General features: G+C 62.7%; 19 protein-coding genes and 1 pseudogene. 13 read left to right on the top strand and 7 right to left on the bottom strand.

What is annotated here, in order from left to right:
- Positions 1–55: 55 nt before the first annotated feature.
- Positions 56–331: pseudogene (locus ACP7EY_RS07910) on the top strand (transposase); the annotation flags it as partial.
- Between the two features lie 61 nt (positions 332–392).
- On the opposite strand, the gene ACP7EY_RS07905 reads toward ACP7EY_RS07910, so the two are convergent.
- Together ACP7EY_RS07905 and ACP7EY_RS07900 are read right to left on the bottom strand one after the other, a co-directional pair.
- Positions 393–866 (bottom strand): hypothetical protein, encoded by a 474-nt coding sequence (locus ACP7EY_RS07905; protein WP_426192182.1) that lies wholly within the window; start codon positions 864–866, stop codon positions 393–395.
- Positions 867–975: 109 nt separating this feature from the next.
- Positions 976–2,313 (bottom strand): cation:proton antiporter, encoded by a 1,338-nt coding sequence (locus ACP7EY_RS07900; RefSeq protein WP_426192180.1) that lies wholly within the window; start codon positions 2,311–2,313, stop codon positions 976–978.
- Positions 2,314–2,488: 175 nt separating this feature from the next.
- Between ACP7EY_RS07900 and ACP7EY_RS07895 the strand changes: the two genes are divergently transcribed.
- From ACP7EY_RS07895 to ACP7EY_RS07875, 5 genes are all read left to right on the top strand, one after another.
- Complete coding sequence (locus ACP7EY_RS07895) at positions 2,489–2,905, top strand: hypothetical protein (protein WP_426192178.1); 417 nt, start codon at positions 2,489–2,491, stop codon at positions 2,903–2,905.
- The gene (locus tag ACP7EY_RS07890; protein ID WP_426192176.1) at positions 2,902–3,099 is read left to right on the top strand and encodes a hypothetical protein; all 198 of its coding nucleotides are present in this window, start codon (positions 2,902–2,904) and stop codon (positions 3,097–3,099) included. Before ACP7EY_RS07895 ends, ACP7EY_RS07890 begins: the two co-directional genes overlap by 4 nt.
- A gap of 138 nt (positions 3,100–3,237) precedes the next feature.
- Positions 3,238–4,881 carry an ATP-binding domain-containing protein gene (locus ACP7EY_RS07885; RefSeq protein WP_426192174.1) on the top strand — a complete coding sequence of 548 codons (1,644 nt, stop codon included), beginning with the start codon at positions 3,238–3,240 and terminating at the stop codon, positions 4,879–4,881.
- 181 nt (positions 4,882–5,062) lie between these two features.
- The gene (locus tag ACP7EY_RS07880; protein WP_426192172.1) at positions 5,063–6,268 is read left to right on the top strand and encodes an extracellular catalytic domain type 2 short-chain-length polyhydroxyalkanoate depolymerase; all 1,206 of its coding nucleotides are present in this window, start codon (positions 5,063–5,065) and stop codon (positions 6,266–6,268) included.
- A gap of 172 nt (positions 6,269–6,440) precedes the next feature.
- Positions 6,441–7,079, top strand: coding sequence for a tetratricopeptide repeat protein (locus ACP7EY_RS07875; RefSeq protein ID WP_426192170.1), 639 nt, complete (start codon positions 6,441–6,443; stop codon positions 7,077–7,079).
- Between the two features lie 69 nt (positions 7,080–7,148).
- Here ACP7EY_RS07875 and ACP7EY_RS07870 read toward each other — a convergent pair whose 3' ends face one another.
- Positions 7,149–7,838: an EF-hand domain-containing protein gene (locus ACP7EY_RS07870; protein WP_426192168.1), complete on the bottom strand. Its 690-nt coding sequence runs from the start codon at positions 7,836–7,838 to the stop codon at positions 7,149–7,151.
- A 325-nt stretch (positions 7,839–8,163) separates the two neighbouring features.
- Here ACP7EY_RS07870 and ACP7EY_RS07865 point away from each other — a divergent pair, with 325 nt between their 5' ends.
- The 3 genes from ACP7EY_RS07865 (at position 8,164) to ACP7EY_RS07855 (ending at position 9,633) form a co-directional block, all read left to right on the top strand.
- On the top strand, positions 8,164–8,526 hold the full coding sequence (locus ACP7EY_RS07865; protein ID WP_426192166.1) for a BPSL0067 family protein: 363 nt from the start codon (positions 8,164–8,166) through the stop codon (positions 8,524–8,526).
- 2 nt (positions 8,527–8,528) lie between these two features.
- Positions 8,529–8,960 (top strand): STY0301 family protein, encoded by a 432-nt coding sequence (locus ACP7EY_RS07860; protein WP_426192164.1) that lies wholly within the window; start codon positions 8,529–8,531, stop codon positions 8,958–8,960.
- A 133-nt stretch (positions 8,961–9,093) separates the two neighbouring features.
- Positions 9,094–9,633, top strand: coding sequence for a hypothetical protein (locus ACP7EY_RS07855; protein ID WP_426192162.1), 540 nt, complete (start codon positions 9,094–9,096; stop codon positions 9,631–9,633).
- A gap of 36 nt (positions 9,634–9,669) precedes the next feature.
- Here ACP7EY_RS07855 and ACP7EY_RS07850 read toward each other — a convergent pair whose 3' ends face one another.
- The 4 genes from ACP7EY_RS07850 to dnaA all read right to left on the bottom strand — a co-directional run bounded on the left by ACP7EY_RS07850 (position 9,670) and on the right by dnaA (position 16,769).
- Positions 9,670–11,349 (bottom strand): TonB C-terminal domain-containing protein, encoded by a 1,680-nt coding sequence (locus tag ACP7EY_RS07850; RefSeq protein ID WP_426192161.1) that lies wholly within the window; start codon positions 11,347–11,349, stop codon positions 9,670–9,672.
- A gap of 156 nt (positions 11,350–11,505) precedes the next feature.
- Entirely contained in the window at positions 11,506–13,995 is a 2,490-nt protein-coding gene (gene gyrB, locus ACP7EY_RS07845) for a DNA topoisomerase (ATP-hydrolyzing) subunit B (protein ID WP_426192159.1), read from the bottom strand.
- A gap of 87 nt (positions 13,996–14,082) precedes the next feature.
- Positions 14,083–15,189 carry a DNA polymerase III subunit beta gene (gene dnaN / locus ACP7EY_RS07840; protein ID WP_426192157.1) on the bottom strand — a complete coding sequence of 369 codons (1,107 nt, stop codon included), beginning with the start codon at positions 15,187–15,189 and terminating at the stop codon, positions 14,083–14,085.
- A 164-nt stretch (positions 15,190–15,353) separates the two neighbouring features.
- On the bottom strand, positions 15,354–16,769 hold the full coding sequence (gene dnaA, locus ACP7EY_RS07835; protein WP_426192155.1) for a chromosomal replication initiator protein DnaA: 1,416 nt from the start codon (positions 16,767–16,769) through the stop codon (positions 15,354–15,356).
- A gap of 434 nt (positions 16,770–17,203) precedes the next feature.
- Between dnaA and rpmH the strand changes: the two genes are divergently transcribed.
- From rpmH to yidC, 4 genes are read left to right on the top strand one after another with little or no spacing between them, the layout of a single operon-like run.
- Positions 17,204–17,338 carry a 50S ribosomal protein L34 gene (rpmH, locus tag ACP7EY_RS07830; protein WP_010401996.1) on the top strand — a complete coding sequence of 45 codons (135 nt, stop codon included), beginning with the start codon at positions 17,204–17,206 and terminating at the stop codon, positions 17,336–17,338.
- Between the two features lie 7 nt (positions 17,339–17,345).
- Positions 17,346–17,801 (top strand): ribonuclease P protein component, encoded by a 456-nt coding sequence (gene rnpA / locus ACP7EY_RS07825; protein WP_426192153.1) that lies wholly within the window; start codon positions 17,346–17,348, stop codon positions 17,799–17,801.
- On the top strand, positions 17,798–18,049 hold the full coding sequence (gene yidD / locus ACP7EY_RS07820; protein ID WP_426192152.1) for a membrane protein insertion efficiency factor YidD: 252 nt from the start codon (positions 17,798–17,800) through the stop codon (positions 18,047–18,049). Before rnpA ends, yidD begins: the two co-directional genes overlap by 4 nt.
- 45 nt (positions 18,050–18,094) lie before the next feature.
- A complete protein-coding gene (gene yidC / locus ACP7EY_RS07815; protein WP_426192150.1) occupies positions 18,095–19,801 on the top strand; it encodes a membrane protein insertase YidC in 1,707 nt (568 codons plus the stop codon).
- Positions 19,802–19,987: the final 186 nt, after the last annotated feature.

Raw genomic sequence — 19,987 nt, 5'->3', positions numbered from 1 at the left:
GGCGAGCGGGGAACCTGTTCCGCTTCCAGCCCTCCAACCCTGTTTGGGGGTGACGATGGCCAGGCCCAGCTACCCGAGCGATATTTCGCGCGACGATTTCGAACGCATCCGCACGCTGCTGGAAGCGGCGCGCCGTAAAACCCGGCCGCGCAAGCACGATCTGTACGATGTGTTCTGCGCCATTCTGTATTTTCTCGATACCGGGGTGCCGTGGCGCAGCATGCCGCCCACCTTCCCGCCGTGGCGCACCGTGCACGAATATTTTACCCAATGGACGCTGCAGCGCGGCGCCGAGCCGAGCCTGCTCGAGCGGGCGCTGGACGCGGTGGGCAAGCCGAGCGCGGCGGTCCAGTTGCGCCGCCGCGGGGGCGACGAATGAGGCGCCCGCGTGCTTAAGGTGCTGGCGATGCGGGCGTCGCGGTGCCGGCCGCTGCATCGGCCGCGGCCGGCACTGCGGCCTCGGGTGCCTTTTCGAACACCAGTTTCTTGTCGGCGTCGAGCCGGAAAGTGCCCAGCCGCTGGCCCAGTTCCTGCGGCGTCGGTTCGGTCAGCCGCGTGCAGGTCTGCAATTCCACCCGCATGACCTGGGCGCCGACCCGCATCGAATAGACCGACTCGCCGGCGCTGTAGAGCTCTACCTCGACGCTGCCCGTGCCCACGGTGGTCATGGGAAACTGGCGCTGGCACTCGGGCAAATTGGCCACCACCACCGTGAGGGCCACCGCGTCGTTCCAAAAATATTCCTGTTCGGCGCGCAGGGAAATGGCGTTGGCCGAGTCCTCGGCCATGTAGCTGGCCGAGCCCTGGATGCAGCCGGTGAGCAGCGAGCAGACGAGAACGGGGAAAAGGAGGGCGCGGCGCGTCATGATGGTCCTGTGAAATTCGATATCAGGCCCCAGTATAAGGCCTTGCCGGCCCGCTGCGGCGCAGGCGCGTTTGGCGGACTCATTCGGACTCATTCAGGCGCACTCACCCTCATTCGGGCCGTTCCGTGCCGACCGGCGCCCGCTTCTTGCCGAACTTGTCCATCAAGGGTTTCACGCTGACGCCGTGCACGATGATCGACAGCCCCACCACCACCACCGTGATCTGGATCAGATCGCGCGCCAGCGTCGTCGGCAGGCCGTGGTTGAGCGCGTACATCAGGTAATACAGCGAGCCGATGCCGCGCACGCCGAACCAGCTGATGATCAGCTTGATGCGCATCGACAAGCCCGTTCCAGCCAGCCCCAGCAGTACGCTAAAGGGACGCGCGATCACGAACAGGAACAGCGCCGTGCCCCAGGTGCGCCAGTTCCAGCTCGACAGGGTCAGCATGCCGCCCAGCAGCAGCACCAGGGTCAGTTCCGACAGGCGTTCCAGGTGTTCCTTGAACACCAGCGCTTCGGCGCTCACGGCCAGCGGCGTGGTGGCGCGGTCGGGCACCTCGTCGTTGGCGGGATCGGCTTTCGGGTCGTCCGGCACCAGCAAGCCCTGGCGGTTCTTGTGGGCGCCCGCCAGCACCAGTTCCGTATGGCGCAGCGCAAGGCCGGCAAAAAACACCGCCAGAAAACCCCAGGCATGGGCCAGTTCGCTGACCGCATAGACCACGGCGATCAGGCCCAGCCCCACCAGGTCGTCGAGCACCTCGTGCTTCGGTTCCTGGTTGCGCAGCGCCCAGCCCAGCCGCCCCAGCGCGGTGCCGCCGGCCAGGCCGATGACGATGGCGGCGGCGGTCGCCCACACCACGTCCACCAACGCCCACTTCCAGCCCCAGGCGCCGAGTTCGACGTCGCCCGCGCCCAGCAATGCCAGGCCCAGCATCACGAACGGAAAGCCGGAGCCGTCGTTCATGCCCGCTTCCGACGTCAGCGTGAAGCGCAGGGTGTCGTAGTCGCCCGCGTGGCGCACCTGCACGTCGGTGGCCAGCACCGGGTCGGTGGGCGCCAGGATCGCCCCCAGCAGCACGCCGGCGCCCAGCGGCAAGCCCAGCACGTAATAGGAAAACACCGTGACGACGCCCACCGTGATCGACATCGACAGCCATGCCAGCCGGATCGACGGCGACCAGCGCGTAAAAATGAACGGCACCGGCATCTTGACGCCGGCGGAAAACAGCGAAATGAGGACGGCAATCTCGGTCAGGGTTTCCAGCACCCTGGTGTTATTGACGGGATCGAAGCGAAACACATTCATCACCATCGGCCCCAGCACGACGCCCACCAGCAGGTACACCATGGCCGAGGTGACGGGCAGTCGCGCGATGGTGGTGGCGGCCAGGCCGCGCGCCAGCATCAGGCAGCCGATCAACAGGAACCAGTCGCTAGTGCGCATGCAAACTTTCGTGGGGGCGTTGACAGTGATTCTACAAGTGCCGGCGCGCATCGTCCGCGCGGTTGCCGTGGGGCAGTAAATTGCGGTCCGGAAGGATTCAATATGGGCTGTGGAAGGTCAATATTTAATGAGGGGATTTCCGTAGAGTAATCCATTGACCAAGAAGGAGAGTGCCATGTCAGATTTTTACAAGTACTTCAAAGAAAACATGAATGGACTAAATCTGGCGGCGCCTGAAGCGCTGTTTGGGACCCTGCAAATGGCGCTGGGTACGACGGCGTCGGTGTTGGGGCTTGTTGAAAAATTGGGCACCCGCGTGACCGTTCTGGATGTCATCGGTGCGGGAACCAGGATGGAAGCACTGGCTGTCGTCGGTGCCTGTTCCGCCACCTACTATGTGGGTGCGGTCATCGGTAGTCTCGCCGTCGCGACAGCTCGCTCTCTTGCTGGAGGTACCTCATTGGCGGACGTGATGTTTGTCGCAAGACTGCATAAATTCAACCCGCCTTGGCTGCTTGGCCAGCTTCAGCGCGATCCGCGGCTGTACAAAGGCAGCGCTGCAAAAACGGTCGCACTGCCCGTCGCACGATGAAAGATCAGCTGGCACTATTGATCGCCGGGATGGCATGTTCCCTCCTCGCGTGGACGTTCTGGCATTACCTTGGCGCTGACGCCGTGCATGTTCTGGGCATCGTCTTCATCCTTACCCTGGCGCTGGACAACCGGCGCTTGCGCGCCCGGTTGCGGCAGCAGGCAAGGGCCATCGACGCCAGTCCGGGCCGCTGAGGCGGGCATTGGTGGCCGCCCCGGCCAGTCCTGCCCCTTCTGCCCGCAAAAAAGTCCGTGGCGCCGGCCGTGCGCCCCCCGACAGCGCATAAAATAAGCTTTTCCACTGTCGCCGCCGCAAGGCCTGGCCACGCTTTTATGGCGCACATCCACCCCGCCGGCTGGCGCGAAATGTCCGTGACCGGTGCGGCCGCGCGCGAGATCGAAACCCTGGCCGCCCTCGATGCGAGCCTGGCCGATACACCCTACAGCATCTACCACGGTGTCCACTGGACCAATGCCGAACACGGCTTCTCGGCCTATGGCGAAGTTGATTTCATTATCCTCGCCCCCAGCGGGCGGCTGCTGCTGATCGAGCAGAAGGCCGGCTTCCTGACCGAAACGCCGGACGGCCTGGTCAAGAATTACCGGGGCAAGCCGCGCAATATCGAAGCGCACATCGTGCGCACCATCGATGCCATGTGCCGCCGCTTCGGCGACGCGACCCTGTCGATCGACTACCTGCTGTACTGCCCCGACTACCTCGTGCGCGACCCGCTGCTGGCCGGCATCGACCCCCGCCACATCATCGACGCCAGCAACAAGGCGCAGCTGGCCGACATGGTGCGCGAACTATTGCCGCTGACGGACCCCGCCGAATCGGTCGAGCACTTCGAAAAGGTCGCCCGCTTCCTGGGCGACACCCTGAGCCTGCACCCTGATCCCAGCGCCATGATCGGCTGCGCCACCCGCATGGTCACCCGCCTGTCGGGCGGGCTGTGCACGTGGGCGCGCCGGCTCGATTTTTCTCCCTACCGCCTGCGCGTGATCGGCACCGCCGGCAGCGGCAAGACCCAGCTGGCGCTGGCCGAATACGGCGCCGCCATCGACGCCGGCCTGCGTCCCCTGTACGTGTGTTTCAATCGTCCGCTGGCCGACCACATCGAGCGCCTGGTGCCGGCCGGCGGGCGCGTTGCCACCTTCCACATGCTGGGCGACGCCTTCCTGCGCGCGCGCGGCGAAACGCCCAATTACGGCTCGCCCGAGGTGTTTCGCGACATGGAAACGGCGCTGGCCGACGCCGATCTGCCGGAAACCTGGCAATTCGACGTCCTGATCGTCGACGAGGGCCAGGATTTCTCCATCGCCTGGCGCGACATCCTGCTGCGCATGCTCAAGGCGCCCGGCCGCGCCATCTGGCTGGAAGACCCCACCCAGAACCTGTACGACCGTGCGGCGGTGCCCTTGCCCGGCTGGGTCATCCTGCATGCCAACGCCAACTACCGCAGCCCGCGCCAGATCGTCGAGATGCTGGCCGCGCTCGCCCCTGACACGGCCAGCCGCGCGCCGGTGGAAGCGGCCAGCCCCTTCGATGGCGCCGACATCGACTACCTGGTCTACACGGACACGGCCAGCCTGCTGGCGCAGACCAAGCACGCCATCACCTTGTGCCTGGCGGCGGGGTTTGCGCGCCAGGACATCGCCATCGCCTCGTTTCGCGGCCGCGAAAAATCAGCCATTCTCCAACTGGAAACGCTGGGCGACGCCCACACCCTCAAATCGTTCACGGGCGCCTACGACATTTTCGGCCACCCCGTGTTCCGCGACGGCGGCCTGCTGGCCGAATCGGTGTACCGCTTCAAGGGCCAGTCGGCGCCGGCCGTCATTTTCACGGAACTCGATTTCGCCACCATCGACGAGCTGGTTTTCAGAAAACTGTTCGTCGGCATGACGCGGGCGCGCCTGAAGCTGGTGCTGGTCATGAGCGAGCGGGCGGCGCTGCAGATCGTCGAACGCATGTAGCTGGCCCGGCCCCGCCGCCGCTTGTTCGCCACACCGACGGCGCTGCCCTCCGGCGGCGTCTGACACTCCGCCTTGCTTGACAATCGTCCGGCGCCGCATATTCTGGTTTGAGCGCTAGCGCGCATCAGCACCCGCATTGTCCATCCTAAGCAGGCATCCATAAAAAATATAAGGAGACAGCATGGAAGCTCGCCTCGCCCCGGCCATGTCGGCCCTCTTCGCCTGTTTGCTCGCCTCCCACGCCTTCGGCGCCGTCGTCCTCCCCAAGTACAACGTCAGCGTCAACGAGGTTTCCGTCTCCGGCCTGTCGTCGGGCGCCTACATGGCCGCGCAGATGCACGTGGCGTATTCCAAAACCATCCGGAAGGGGGCGGGCATCGTGGCCGGCGGCCCCGTCTACTGCTCGCAAGGCAATCTGCTCGTCGCCACCGGCCCCTGCATGGCCGACACGGGCTCGCGCAATCTGCCCTACCTGGCGTCGGTGATCAGTATCTGGTCCAGTAATGGCTACATCGATTCGACCAGCAACCTGGCCTCGTCCAGGGTGTACCTGTTCTCCGGCACGCTCGACTCGACCGTCAGGCAGGCGGTGATGAACGACCTGAAAACCATGTATGGCAACTATATTCCCGCTGCCAACATCAGCTATAAAAACAACGTCGCCGCCGAGCACGCCATGCCCACCGATTATTTCGGCAACGCCTGCAGCGTGAAAGACACGCCTTACATCAACAACTGCAACTTCGACACGGCCGGCGCCATCCTCACGTGGCTGTACGGCGCGCTGGTGGCCAAGAACGTGGGCACGCTGGGCGGCACCTTCATCAATTTTGACCAGTCTGCGTTCTGGGGCAATTTCAATCCCACCACGCACGGCATGGCCAGCACCGGCTACGCCTACGTGCCGGCCGCCTGCACGGCGGGCCAGGCCTGCAAGCTGCACGTGGCGCTTCACGGTTGCAAGCAGAACGTCGCCACCGTCGGCACCGCCTTCTATCAACACGCCGGCTACAACCGCTGGGCCGACACGAATAAAATCGTCGTCCTGTATCCGCAGGCAACGACGACGCTGGCCAACCCGAACGGCTGCTGGGACTGGTGGGGCTACGACGACGTCAATTTCCCCGCCAAGAGCGGCGGCCAGATGGTGGCCATCAAGACCATGATCGACCGCATCACCAGCGGCAACAGCGCCGCCCCGTTCACCTGCAACCACTGGTATGACAGCAATTACTGGCACGTCTATTTTGGCCGCGCTTACATTGGCAGCGACGGCCAGGTCTATGCCGTCAACTCAAACCAGTACCTGGGCTTTTACTCGGTCGCCGCGTACACCGACGTGCGGCGCACCTCGAGCGGCTACTATGCCTACGGCAGCTGCCCGTGAATCGAACAGGCATGCCGCAGGGAAGGGCGTCCGTAAGGTTTCAGGCGCTACAAGAGATATTCCGCCTTCCCTGGCTGGTATGTGATAATTTTGATGCTTTGACGCCATACCCAGCTTGGCAAGGACGCCAGGGCCGCGCCCGCGCCGCAGAATCCGACCAGGAGCTTTATCGATGCAAGCAGCAAACGAACAACTTTCACCAGAAGATCAAGCGCTGAACGAAGCCGCTGCCGCCGTCGAGGCGGGCAATGGCGCTCGCGCACTGGAAATCTGCAAGGCGCTGGCCGAGCAGGGCAATGCCACCGCGCAGTACAACCTGGGTGTGCTGTATGAACGCGCCGCCGGTGTCACCCCCGACCTGCGCCAGGCGGTCCGCTGGTACCAGCTGGCCGCCGACCAGGGCAATCCCATGGCCCAGTACAACCTGGGGGTGATGTACGACCTTGGTCGCGGCGTCCCGCAAGACAACGAACAAGCCATGCTGTGGCTGGGCCGCGCCGCCTCGAGTGGCAATGCCTCGGCGCAGACCAATCTGGGCGTGATGTACGACAACGGCCAGGGCGTTGAACGAAACGTTGAAAAGGCTGCCCAGTTGTTCCAACTGGCTGCCGTGCAAGGCAACCCCGTCGCCCAGTGCAACCTGGCGTCGATGTATTTTTATGGGGTGGGCGTCGAGCAGAATTTCGAGCAGGCGCTGACCTTGTATGTGCAGGCGGCCGAGCAGGGCAATGAAGCGGCCATCGCCAAGGTGGCCGAGATTGTCGCGGCGATCGATGCCGACGCGGAGCAGGCGCCGCAAGTACCGGCTTGAGCACAGTGCTTGCGCCCATAAAAAAACCCGCGTGTTGCGGGTTTTTTTTCATCGGCGCGGCATCGCCGATCAGGCAGACTCGTCGATTGCCTGGGTGGTCGATGTTTCCGCGACACCACCGGTGGTGCTGATGGCCTTGTACTCTTCCACCTGCGTCTGCGCCTTCAATTCCGCCGCTTTCGTTTCCGCCGACTTCAGTTCCGCCGCTGCCTGCGCCTTTTTGTAGGCGGCTTGTTCGGTGTCAGTGACCGTGCCGTCATTGTCCGTATCGGCCGCGGCAACGTACTTCACCGTCGATTCGGTGCTGCTGCTGCTGGTGCTGGCGGTACTGGCTTTGCTGGCGGTGCTGGCGGTGCTGGTGCTGGTGGTCGTCGAGCCGCTGTCACTGCTGGTGTCGCTATCGCCGCCACCACTTGGCGGCGGCCCACCTGGGCCACCGGCGGGCGGCGGGCCGCCCGCTGCGCCAGTGGTATCGGCGGTAGCGGCCGTGCCGGCCGTCACGCGCGACTGATCTCTCTGCGCATTCAATTCGTCGCCCACTTTTTCCAGCGCCACCGACAATTCGCTCTTGGTGACCTTGCCATCGCTGTCCTTGTCGAGCGCCTTGAATACCTCGGCGGTCTTGGTGTCATCGCTGGCCGTGCCGGAAGCGGTTTGCAGGTCAGCCTGCTCGATATACCCCTTTTTTTTCGTGTCGAGCTTGTCAAACAAGGCCGTTGCGAGGGTGGAAGTGCTGGTGCCGCTGATTGTCGAGCTCATGGGGTGCCTTTCATAGAGATAGCTATTTAACGGGAAAACGGCCCTTTCCTGAAGGCTTTGGCTTGTAAAGTTATGTAAAGAGGCAATTTTTTTGAGAAAACGTAAACACGGGATGTGGCCGTGGTAGGGGCGGGAAGGCAGCTCCGCCGGAGAAACAGCAAATCCTACGCGTTCGGCGCCTGCGCTCTGCGCGGCAGCGTTGCCTGGTCCGAAGCGTTCAATTGCGTTACAGCAAAAGTTGAGTCACCTGAAGCGTTGAAACTTGGGAGTCGCCCGTTCGGGCAATTTCAGGGAGAACGCGATGCCGTACGTGTACAAGGACGCAATGAGCCTCGCAAAGCAGCCAAAAGTGGGCGATGGTGAATGTGTCGCCTTGGTGCGCGAGTTTTCGGGTGCGCCGGCGGCGGTGAATTGGCGTGAAGGGACGCAAGTGATGGGCGACCGTTCGCTGCACCTGGGTACCGCGATTGCAACCTTCCAAAAAGGCAAATGGCCGGGAAAATCAAAGGGGAACCATGCTGCGTTTTACTTGGGCCAAACGTCAGACGGCATGCGCATCATGGACCAGTGGAATGCTGCCGAAAAAACAGTAATATCGTCGCGTTTCATCCCCAGGCGCGGCAAGAACAAGGATGGCAGTTTTGTGCGCCCAAGTGATAACGCGGACGCATTCTCGGTGATCGAATAATCATGCGCAAACTTTGTCAGTCACTGTTTCTCGTCGCCCTGGCAACGTGTGGCGGGGCGCCCGCTGCACGGCCATCCGTGCAGCACATCGTCTGCCCGGCCGAGCTGCCGGAGAGCGCCCTACGAGCGGGCATTGCTTTTGACGGATGGATCCCTCACGTGAATGGGCCGTTCAGGCTTTCGTTCGCCGCGCCAACGGGCGGCCCGCCGGAACAGGACGCCGAGTTGGCCTTTTATACGACGACCCGCAGCAACACCGCGCGGACGAATACCTATGATCTTCGTCCGCCGAACCCGGGTGGGATCTGGATAAAGTGCGCGTACGGCGAGTTGGGCGACCTCAGTTTGCACAGGCGGCTCGATGACAGGATCGAGCAGTGCAGCGTCACGGTATCGAATGCGTTGCCACGCAAGATCGATATTGAATGCCAATGAATCGCGGTACTTGCCTGTCTTTGACATACGAATTTATCGGATATCAGGTGCCCTGTACGAGGTGGATGAATCTCTGATGTTATCCAACGCGGGTTTTGGCCTGGTCCTGGTTATGAACGAGAGGAGGCAGTCTATGTTGTTTATCGTCGCTAAACGGATGTGCGCAGCCACCCTGGTCCTGGCCACGGCCGCCGTCGGGCAAGTCTGTGCGGCGGCGCCGCGCGACAGGCTCGTACCCGTCGCATCGATGTATCGCAACTTTGCCTGGGAGGCGCTCTCGAGTGATTCTGATGTGTTCGGTGAAGGTCTCGCCCATCAGCCGGTTTCGACGCTGTCGCAATTTTTCGACAAAAGGCTGGCAAAGATGATCGTGGAAGAAAGCGCCTGCCAGCAGCGTACGCAGGCGATTTGCACTCTGGATTTCGATCTTTTATTCAATTCCCAGGATCCGCGAGTCGTCGATTTGCGCATCGCCCTTACATCCCCGAACACCGTGGACGTGACGTTCAAAGATCCTGTGACCGACAAAGCAACATTGATTACCTACACGGTGGCGCGTCAGGCGGACGGTTGGCGTATCAGTGACGTTCTCTACCGGGAAGAAGGGCCGCGCTCGCTACGTACGCTACTCGCCGGGACATCAAAACGTGGCGTGCCGACGAAGTCGAAATAGGGTAATGCGCTGACGCGCAAGCGATGTAATGGCGCCTCATTGAAGGCGGATCGCCATGTCGAAGATCCACGTGCGGCGAATCTCTACGACGTCATACTGGCGTGCCAATGCGGGCGGGAAGGCACCATAAGGTGCTTGGCTGGCGACAACTTTACGCACCGCCTCATCAATCGCCGCCACGCCGCTGGACACGACGAACGTCACCTTCTCCACGGAACCATCGGCGCGGATCGCCACCGTGACGACCGGTTGCACGTGCGGCTGCTTCACAATCTCGCGCACCGTGTCGAAGGTCATATTCGTTTCGATCTTCTTGCCCATGTTTTGCGCGTATTGCACCAGCTCGGCATTGGGATCGGACCGCCCCAGCAGATAGCCGCGGCGCAGGCTGCTGATGCCTGGCAGTAGCGAGCGCGACGGCTGGTTGGCGGCGGCGTCGCGCTGGGCCGCTTCCGCGTTGAGTTGCTTGCCGATGGCGCGCAGGCGCTCCTCGCGCTGCGCTTCCTGCTCGGCGCGCTGGCGCTGGACCTGGTCCAGGCGGGTCCGCTCTTGCTGGGCCGCAGCCTGCTTTGCAGCGTCTTGCTGGGCCGCCGCTTGCCGTGCCGCGTCTTGCTGGGCCGCCTGCTGGGCCGCCTGCTGCGCTGCCTGTTGGGCCGCCTGTTGCCGCTGTGCTTCGCGCGCGGCCTCCTGGCGTGCCCCCTCCTGCTGCAGAGCGGCTTGCCGCGCCGCTTCCTGTTTCACACTTTCCTGGCGCGCGGCCTCTTTCTTGATGGCGTCTTGCCGCGCGGCGTCCTGTTGTGCCTGCTGTGCCTGCTGCGCCTGGCGTGCCGCTGCTTCAAGCTGGGCTTGCCTTGCCTGCTCCTGTCGTACCACTTCCTGTCGTGCGAGGTCCTGCCGCGTCGCCTCGGCGCGCTGCTGTTCCTGGCGCGCTTTCTCGTCTGCCCTGGCGCGCTCTCGCCCTCGCACTTGCTCTCGCACTTGCTCCTGTTCTTGCTGCTGTGCCTCGCGGCGCTGGCTTTCCTGCCGCGCCAGCGCCTGGCGCTCCCCGTCCAGGCGGGCTGCCTCGCGCAGGGCCGCTTGCTCGGCGATGGCCGCATCCTGGCGCGCCGCCGCCCGTTGCGCTTGCGCCTTCGCTTCGGCCTGTTGCAGCTTTTCCGCACTGAGCCTGTCGCGCTCGCGCCCTTGCTCGTCCAGCGCGCGCTCCCGGGCCGCCTGTTCGCGCTGCCGGCTCTCCGCTTCGGCCGCTTCGCTGGCGGCGTCGCTGCCCTCGCGCGCAACGATGTTCGGGGCGGCGCGCACGGGCGGCGCATTCGGCGCCAGCGGCAGGTTCACATCGGGCCGCATCGCGGTCGCCATGACGGCAGGTGAGGGGGACGGCGGCAGCGGCGGTGGGGGTGCCGGTGGCATCACCACCGCGCTCATGTCGCCGCGCTGCGATGGGGCAGGGGCGGCGGGCAGGGGCGGCGCAGGGAGCGCCGGCGTGACGGGCGCAGCCGGCAGCGGCGGCGCCGCCGCGGGCACCGGCGCGGGCGCCAGCGTGATCCGTAAATCACTGGCATCCAGGCGCGCTTGTTTCCACGGAAAATTCAAGCCGGGCAGGCCGAAGCTTTGGCCGCCCAACGCCATGCACAGCAGCAAGGCGTGCGCCACCAGCGACAGCACCACCGCCGTGCTCAAGCGCCGCGGTGCGGCCTGCAGCGTCAACGCCGTCGTCACACGGACCACCGCGCGCGCAAACCCGCGCAGGGGGCGGCAAGATTCACGACAAAACCCAATGCGAACAAGGTGGCAGCCATCGAAGCCCTGATGTGGAAAGGCCCATGGAATGCCACGGGCCTTCGATTCTAACGTTGGTTGTCCAACAACAGAAGTTTAAACGTCGATATTTCCTGCGCGCAGTGCATTCGACTCGATAAACGCCCGCCGTGGCTCCACATCGTCGCCCATCAGGGTGGTGAAAATCTGGTCCGCCGCAATCGCGTCCTCGATCTGCACTTTTAACAGGCGGCGCACTTTCGGGTCCATCGTGGTTTCCCACAACTGTTCCGGATTCATCTCGCCCAGCCCTTTGTAGCGCTGCTTGGTGACCGTGCGCTCGGCTTCGTCGCGCAGCCAGTTCATGGCGTGGTGGAAGTCGGTGACGGCCGATTCCTTCACCCGGTCCCCTTCGCCGCGGCGAATGAACGCCCCTTCGCCGATCAGGCCCTTGAAGGTGGCAGCGGCGGCGGCGAGCACGTTGTAGTCGGCGCTGTCGGTGAAGTCGGCATCGATCGAGGTCACTTTGATGTTGCCGTGGTGCATACGCTCGATGCGCAGGCTGTGCTTTTCCGTCAGGTCGTCGGAGCGCACGGTGACGGTGACGGCACGGTCGGCGATGACCTCCTGCATCGAGGCGGCCGAGGCGGTCGCGCCTTCCAGCGTCGTCATGTCGAGCGTGACGCCCGTCATGATGGCGGTCAGCGCGGCGCGGTCGATCACGCGCGTCAGGCGCATCATGATGGCGTTCGACAGGTTGAACTGGCGTACCAGTTCGGCCAGCGCGTCGCCCTTGATGGGCTCGGCGCCGTCACGGGGGGTGAGCGAGGCGGTGTTCAGCGCCACCGTCATCATGTAGCTCGCTTCTTCGACGTCATCTTTCAGATAACGCTCGTCGCGGCCCGCCTTGACCTTGTACAGGGGCGGCTGGGCAATGTAGACGTGGCCCCGTTCGACCAGTTGCGGCATCTGGCGATACAGCAACGTCAGCAGCAGGGTGCGGATGTGGGCGCCGTCGACGTCGGCGTCGGTCATGATGATGATGCGGTGATAACGCAGCTTGTCGATGTTGAACTCGTCGGGGCCGATCGAGGTGCCCAGCGTGGCGATCAGGGTGGTGATCTGCTCGGACGACAGCATTTTCTCGAAGCGCGCCTTCTCGACGTTCAGCACCTTGCCGCGCAGGGGCAAGATGGCCTGGAACTTGCGGTCGCGCCCTTGCTTGGCCGAGCCGCCTGCGGAATCACCCTCGACCACGTACAGTTCGCACAGGGCGGGGTCGCGTTCCTGGCAGTCGGCCAGCTTCGAGGACAGGCCCATGCCGTCCATGACGCCCTTGCGGCGCGTCAAATCGCGGGCCTTGCGGGCCGCTTCGCGGGCGCGGGCGGCTTCGACGATCTTGCCGCAGATGATTTTCGCGTCGTTCGGCTTTTCCGCCAGGTAGTCCGACAAGGTCTTGGCGACAATTTCCTCGACGGGGCCGCGCACTTCCGAGGACACCAGTTTGTCCTTGGTCTGCGAGGAAAATTTTGGCTCCGGTACCTTCACGGAGAGCACGCAGGTCAGGCCTTCGCGCATGTCGTCGCCGCTGATTTCAACCTTGGCCTTCTTGGCGAAATCGTGTTCGTCGATGTATTTGTTGATCACCCGCGTCATCGCCGCGCGCAAACCGGTCAGGTGCGAGCCGCCGTCGCGCTGGGGGATGTTGTTGGTGAAGCACAGCACCTGTTCGTTGTAGGCGTCGTTCCACTGCATCGACACGTCCACGCTGATGTTGGTGTTCTGGTCCGACATGCGGTCGCCCGTGGCCTGGAACACGGTCGGGTGCAGCACGGTCTTGGTTTTGTTGATGTACTCGACGAAGCCGCGCGTGCCGCCCTCGAAGGCGAACAATTCTTCCTTGCCCGTGCGCTGGTCGGACAGCTTGATGCTCACGCCATTGTTCAGGAACGACAGTTCGCGGATACGCTTGGCCAGGATTTCGTAGTGAAATTCGACGTGATTAAAAATCGTTTCGTCGGCCCAGAAATGGACGTCGGTGCCCCGTTTGTCCGTTTCGCCCACCACGCGGATGGGCGAGACGGCGATCCCGTTGCGCATCTCGACGTCGCGGTCCTGCGGCACGCCGCGCACAAAATCCATCTGGTGGACTTTGCCGTCGCGGCGGATGGTCAATTTTAAAAGTTTCGACAGCGCGTTGACGCAGGAAACGCCGACGCCGTGCAGGCCGCCCGACACCTTGTACGAGTTCTGGTCGAACTTGCCGCCAGCGTGCAATTCGGTCATGACGATTTCCGCCGCCGAGCGTTTTGGCTCGTGCTTGTCGTCCATTTTCAGGCCGGTCGGCACGCCGCGGCCGTTGTCGGTGACCGAGATCGAATTGTCGGAGTGGATGGTGACGTGAATCTCGGTGCAATGGCCGGCCAGCGATTCATCGATCGAATTGTCGAGCACCTCGAAGACCAGGTGGTGCAGGCCGGTGCCGTCGGAGGTATCGCCGATATACATGCCCGGCCGCTTGCGCACCGCTTCCAACCCTTCCAGGATTTGAATCTGTGCTGCGCCGTATTCGTCGGAATTGGGAACTGGTGCGGTGTTTTCGGACATGGACTGCTTTCTCTGGAGACGGTACTAAAGACTAAAACGTTACAGCGCGCAGGGCAGGGGCCGGACGGGCGCCCCTGCCCCGTGCGTTTAAATGCGCATGGGCATGACGACGTATTTGAAATCCGGATTGTCCGGAATCGAAATCAGGGCCGACGAGTTCGAATCGCCCAGGGCGATGTTGATCTGGTCGCATTTCAGGTTGTTCAACACGTCGAGCAGGTAAGTCACGTTGAAACCGATGTCGACCGCTTCGCCGCCGTAGTCGATCTCGAGTTCTTCGACCGCTTCTTCCTGGTCCGCATTGGTCGAGCTGATTTTCATGCTGCCCGGGGTGATGATGCAGCGCACGCCCTTGAACTTGTCGCTCGTCATGATGGCGGCGCGTTGGAGCGAGCGCAGCAGTTCATCGCGACCGATCGTGAAATCGTTCTTGTAACCCTTGGGGATCACCCGCGTGTAATCGGGAAATTTACCCTCGACCAGTTTCGACACCAGTTCGATGTCGGCAAAGGTCAGCTTGACCTGGCTGGCGGCGATGTCGAGCTGGACGGTCTCGTCGCTTTCTTCCAGCAGGCGCTGCAGTTCGATGATGGTTTTACGGGGAATGATCACTTCCTGGCGCGTAAATTCTTCTTCCGTCTCCACCTGGCAGAAGGCCAGGCGGTGGCCGTCGGTGGCCACGGCGATGACGTTTTTGCCATCGAGCACCAGCAGCAGGCCGTTCAGGTAGTAGCGGATGTCCTGTTGGGCCATGGAAAAATGGACCATCTGGAACAGGTGCTTGAGGGTTTTTTGTGGCAGGGTCACGCTGGCGTTGAAGGTGTCGGCGACGTTGACGGTCGGGAACTCTTCGGCGGCCAGAGTTTGCAGGGCGAAGCGCGACTTGCCGGTCTGCACCGTCAGGCGCTTGTTCAGCAAGGTCATGGTGACGTCGCCGGACTCGGGCAGGGCGCGCAGGATGTCGAGCAGCTTGCGGGCAGCGACGGTGGTGCCCGTCACATCCGCGCCGGAACCGATCTGGGCGTGCGTGGTGATTTGCACTTCGGTGTCGGTCGACAGGAAAGAGACGTTCTCGCCGTCCTTGCGGATGAGGATATTGGCCAGAATCGGCATGGTGTGCCGACGCTCGACAATACCGCTCACGATCTGCAGTGGCCGGAGAAGCGTATCTCGGGTGGTTTTGACCAATTGCATAATAATCCTCGGTAGGTTGATCGTATTAACGGGGTTTACTGGGTGTTGCTTGATTTGTAAATCTTGGGCAATTTGTATCACTGCTATTTTGCCAGAAATTGCTGGCTGGATAGCGGTTTTGGCGGCCCTGGGAGGAGGGGGCGACCTCCCCCCTCACCAAGCGGCTAGCCCTTCAGGGTTTGCTCGAGCACGTGCAGTTCGTGGTTGCATTCGGCGTTCTTGGTGCGGTCGAGCGCGATCTTGCGCACCGCGTGCAGCACGGTGGTGTGATCGCGCCCGCCAAACAGTTCGCCGATTTCGGGCAGGCTCTTTTGCGTCAGTTCCTTGGCCAGGTACATGGCGATCTGGCGCGGGCGGGCAATATTGGCCGGGCGCCGCTTCGAGTACATGTCGGCCACCTTGATATTGAAAAAATCGGCCACCGTCTTCTGGATGTTTTCCACCGAAATCTGGCGGTTCTGCACCGACAGCAAATCCTTCAGGGCTTCCTTGACGACGTCGATGGTGATGTCCTTGCCGTGAAAGCGCGAATAGGCGAGGATCTTGCGCAGCGCCCCTTCGAGCTCGCGCACGTTCGAGCGCAAGTGCTTGGCCACGAAGAAGGCGACATCGTCGGAGAAATTCACGCCTTCCGAATTGGCCTTTTTCAGCAGGATCGCCACCCGCATTTCCAGCTCGGGCGGCTCGATTGCCACCGTCAGGCCGGAATCGAACCGCGAGATCAGGCGATCGTCCATCCCCGTGATTTCCTTGGGATAGGTGTCGCTGGTGATGATGATCTGTTTTTTGGCGGCGATGAGCGCCTCGAACGCGTAGAAAAACTCTTCCTGGGTACGGCTTTTGCCGCCAAAGAATTGAATATCATCGATCAAGAGCATGTCGAGCGAATGGTAGTAATGCTTGAAGTCGTCGAAGCCCTTGCGCTGGTAGGCGGTGACGACGTCGCGCACGTACTGCTCGGCGTGAATGTAGCGGATGCGCGCGCCCGGCTGGTCGGCCATCACCTGGTTGCCGATGGCGTGGATCAGGTGGGTTTTACCGAGGCCGACGCCGCCGTAGAAAAACAGCGGGTTGTACGACACGCCGGGATTATTGGCCACCTGGATGGCGGCGGCGCGCGCGAGCTGGTTGGCCTTACCGGTGACGAAACTGTCGAACGTCAGGTCGGTGTTGATGCGGCTCTGCTCGCGCCGCGGCGAATTGGCGATGTTGTCCTGGGGCGGAAAACTCTGACCGGGACCCTGCTGCTGGCCGATCGGCGCGCCCGTGCGCATGTCGTTGCCCATGCTGTCGGGGGCGGGGGCGACCACCTGCGTCGCCGCTTTTTTCGGCATGGCGTTTTTCGGGTCGAGCACGAACTGCACCTCGATCGGCGCTTCCCAGTATTGCGCCGCCAGCGCGGTGATGCGGGTGGCGAATTGCGTCTTGACCCAATCGAGCTTGAAGCGATTGGGCGCGGCAATGCGCAGCCGGCCGTCCTCGAAATCGAGGGCGACCAGGGGCTTGATCCAGGCACTAAATTGCTGCGGGGTCAGCTCCAGTTCCAACTGCGCGGAACAGGTCTGCCAAAAATTTTCCATGAATCGTCTTGTCGTAACAGGGGTGTGAAAAGCTCACACGTAACACGCTATTCTACCTGTGAAGGCCGAAGTTATCCACAGGGGGACGTCGAATTTGTTGACGCCGCCTGGATCGGCAAGTCACGATATTTCCCGCTGCCGCGGTGCCGGCGGGCGCGGGCCAGTGTGGTGTGGCGGCAAGGGGGCGGCGGGCAAAAGTGACGCCAGCGTTGACAGCGGACAGTGATTTGGTGTCTAATTCAGGGTTCCCCGACCGGACTCTGTGTCAATCAGTCGAAGTTGACTGTATTTGGCCCGATGGTGCGACAGCGGGCGAAGAAGAAGTAGCTGTGGCGTGACGCTGGCTTAAACCTCTGCGAAATGTCATTTGCGCCCTACACTGACGGGACGTCAGATCCGATTTTGCACTTTATTTAGCTTTAAGCGAGACCACCATGAAACGTACTTACCAACCTTCCGTCGTCCGTCGCAAGCGCACGCACGGCTTCCGTGCACGCATGGCTACCCGTGGCGGTCGCGATGTCCTCAATGCGCGCCGCGCCAAGGGCCGCAAACGCCTGGCTGTATAAGTCTGGCATGACGGGCGAAGGTTCACACGACTTCGCGCGCGTTCGGCGTATCGTTAAAACGGATGAATTTTCATCCGTTTTTCGTTTGCGCCCGGCGCAAAAAACGGCGCATTTCGTTCTCTACACCCGCCCCACCGAGCTGCCTCACGCACGGCTCGGCGTCGTCGTGGCCAAACGGTTTGCGCCGCGCGCGGTCACCCGCAACACGATCAAGCGCGTCACCCGCGAGCTGTTTCGCCAGTGCGCGCTGCCGGCGCTCGACTGTATCGTGCGGCTGGCAAAACCGGTCAACGCGAAAAGCGGCCCGGCCACCAACGGCGCGCTCAAGCTGGCCGTGCGCACCGAAATCGCCCGCCTGTTCGCGCAGCAGGCGAAGGACTCGGCGCGCCTGGCCCGCCTGGCCGGGCAGCAGGTCGTTGACGCGGCCGCCGACGTGGACGTGGCTGCAAAGCCGGCGCCATGAACAAGCTGCTCGTGCTGCTGCTGCGCGCCTACCAGGTGCTGCTCTCGCCGATGCTGGGGCAGCGCTGCCGTTTTTATCCCAGCTGCTCGCACTACGCGATCGAGGCGATCCATACCCATGGCGCCGCGCGCGGCAGCTGGCTGGCCGCACGCCGGCTCGGCAAATGCCATCCGTGGCACGCGGGCGGCTTCGATCCGGTGCCGCCTAAGGCCGACACGACCTCAAGCGCCTGCGCTTGCCACCACTGAATTCATCTCCGATTCACCTGACTCTCACTGCTGACAGAAACCTCAATGGAAATCAATAAACGTACCATCATGTGGATCGTGTTCGCCGTCTCGCTGTTCGTTCTGTGGAACGACTGGACGGTGGCGAACGGCGGGCAGTCCTTCTTCGGACCGCGCACCACGCCGGCCAAGGTGGCGACGGCGCCTGCCGCAGCCGGCACCACCGCCGCTGGCGTGCCCACGCCAGCGGCGGGCGCCGGCGCAGTGCCCGGCGTCGTTGCAGCGCCCCAGCGCGAGATCGTCACCATCACCACCGACGTGCTCAAGGTCGACATCGACACCGCCGGCGGCGTCGTGCGTCGCCTCGAGCTGCTCAAGTACAAGCAGGCCGGTCACCCGGGCTGGTTCGGCGGCTGTTTTGGCCTGTTCCAGTGGTGTCAGCCACGCGTGGACAAGACCAAAAATGAAGTGTTGTTCGACGAAAGCAGCAACCACGCTTACCTGGCCCAGACCGGCCTGGTGGGCGCGGCCGATCTGCCGAACCACAACACCATTTTCACGGCCAAGCCGGGCGTGCGCGTCATCGATGGCGCCAGCGACGTGCAACTGGTGCTCGAATCGGCAGCGGGCGGCGTCAAGCTGACCAAGACCTTCACCTTCCACAAGGGCTCCTACGTCATCGACCTGCGTCACGACGTCGCCAACGTGGGCACGGCCACCGTGGCGCCGCAGCTGTACCTGCAGCTCATGCACGACGGTAACAAGCCCGAAGGCGACTCGTTCTTCAACAGCAGCTTCACCGGCCCGACCTTGTACACGCCGGAAGACAAGTACCAGAAGCTGGACTTCGCCAAGATCGAAAAGAACGGCAAGGCCGAGCACTCGGCCAAGGCCAGCAACGGCTGGATCGCCATTTCGCAGCACTTTTTTGTGTCGGCTATCGTGCCGCAGCCGAACACCGCGCGCGAGATCTACACCAAGAAGGTCGACACCAACCGTTACGCCATCGGTACCCTCAGCGCGCTGGGCACGATGGCGCCGGGCGCCGTCGTCAGCACCACGGCCCAGCTCTATTCGGGTCCGCAGGATGAAACGCTGCTCGAAAAAGTCTCGCCCGGTCTCGACCTGGTCAAGGACTATGGCTTCCTGACGATCATCGCCAAGCCGATTTTCTGGGTCATCAACCAGATCCACAACGTGCTCGGTAACTGGGGCTGGACCATCATCGCCTTCACGATCCTGATCAAGTTGCTGTTTTTCCCGCTGTCGGCGGCCGGCTACAAGAGCATGGCCAAGGTCAAGCTGGTGACGCCGAAGATGCAGGCGATCCGCGAGCGGTATAAAAGCGATCCCGCCAAGATGAACCAGGCGACGATGGAGCTGTACAAAACGGAGAAAATCAATCCGCTGGGCGGCTGCCTGCCGATCCTGGTGCAGATGCCGGTGTTCATCGCCCTGTACTGGGTGCTGCAAGCGTCGGTCGAGTTCCGCGGCGCGCCGTGGATCGGCTGGATCCAGGATCTGTCGCAACACGACCCGTACTGCATCCTGCCGGTGCTGTATGCGATCTCGATGTACATCACCACCAAGCTCAATCCGGCCCCGGCCGATCCGATGCAGGCGAAGATGATGTTGTTCATGCCACTGGCGTTCTCGGTCATGTTCTTCGTCTTCCCGTCCGGCCTGGTGCTGTACTGGGTGGTCAACAACATCCTGTCGATCGGCCAGCAATGGGTGATCACCAAGAAGTTCGCCGAGGCGAAGGCGGCGTAAGCCACCTGGCGCTGGCGATATCAAAGGACTGGTCTTCGGACTGGTCCTTTTTTTTCGTCCCGATAATCATAACTCCAGTCAATTTTGACCCTGCGCAAAGAACTGCTTCCCGTCAACTCTAGACTGGCAAGCGCCGGTGGCAAATCTGATGTGGGGCAAGCCCCGGCCTGCCACGGGGGATGCATG

Origin of the sequence: Massilia sp. DWR3-1-1 (assembly GCF_049898325.1) — a bacterium.
Classification (GTDB): Bacteria; Pseudomonadota; Gammaproteobacteria; order Burkholderiales; family Burkholderiaceae_D; genus JAFCUW01.
Note: the sequence above shows the minus strand (reverse complement) of the source record. Positions and strands in the feature narration are given on the sequence as shown.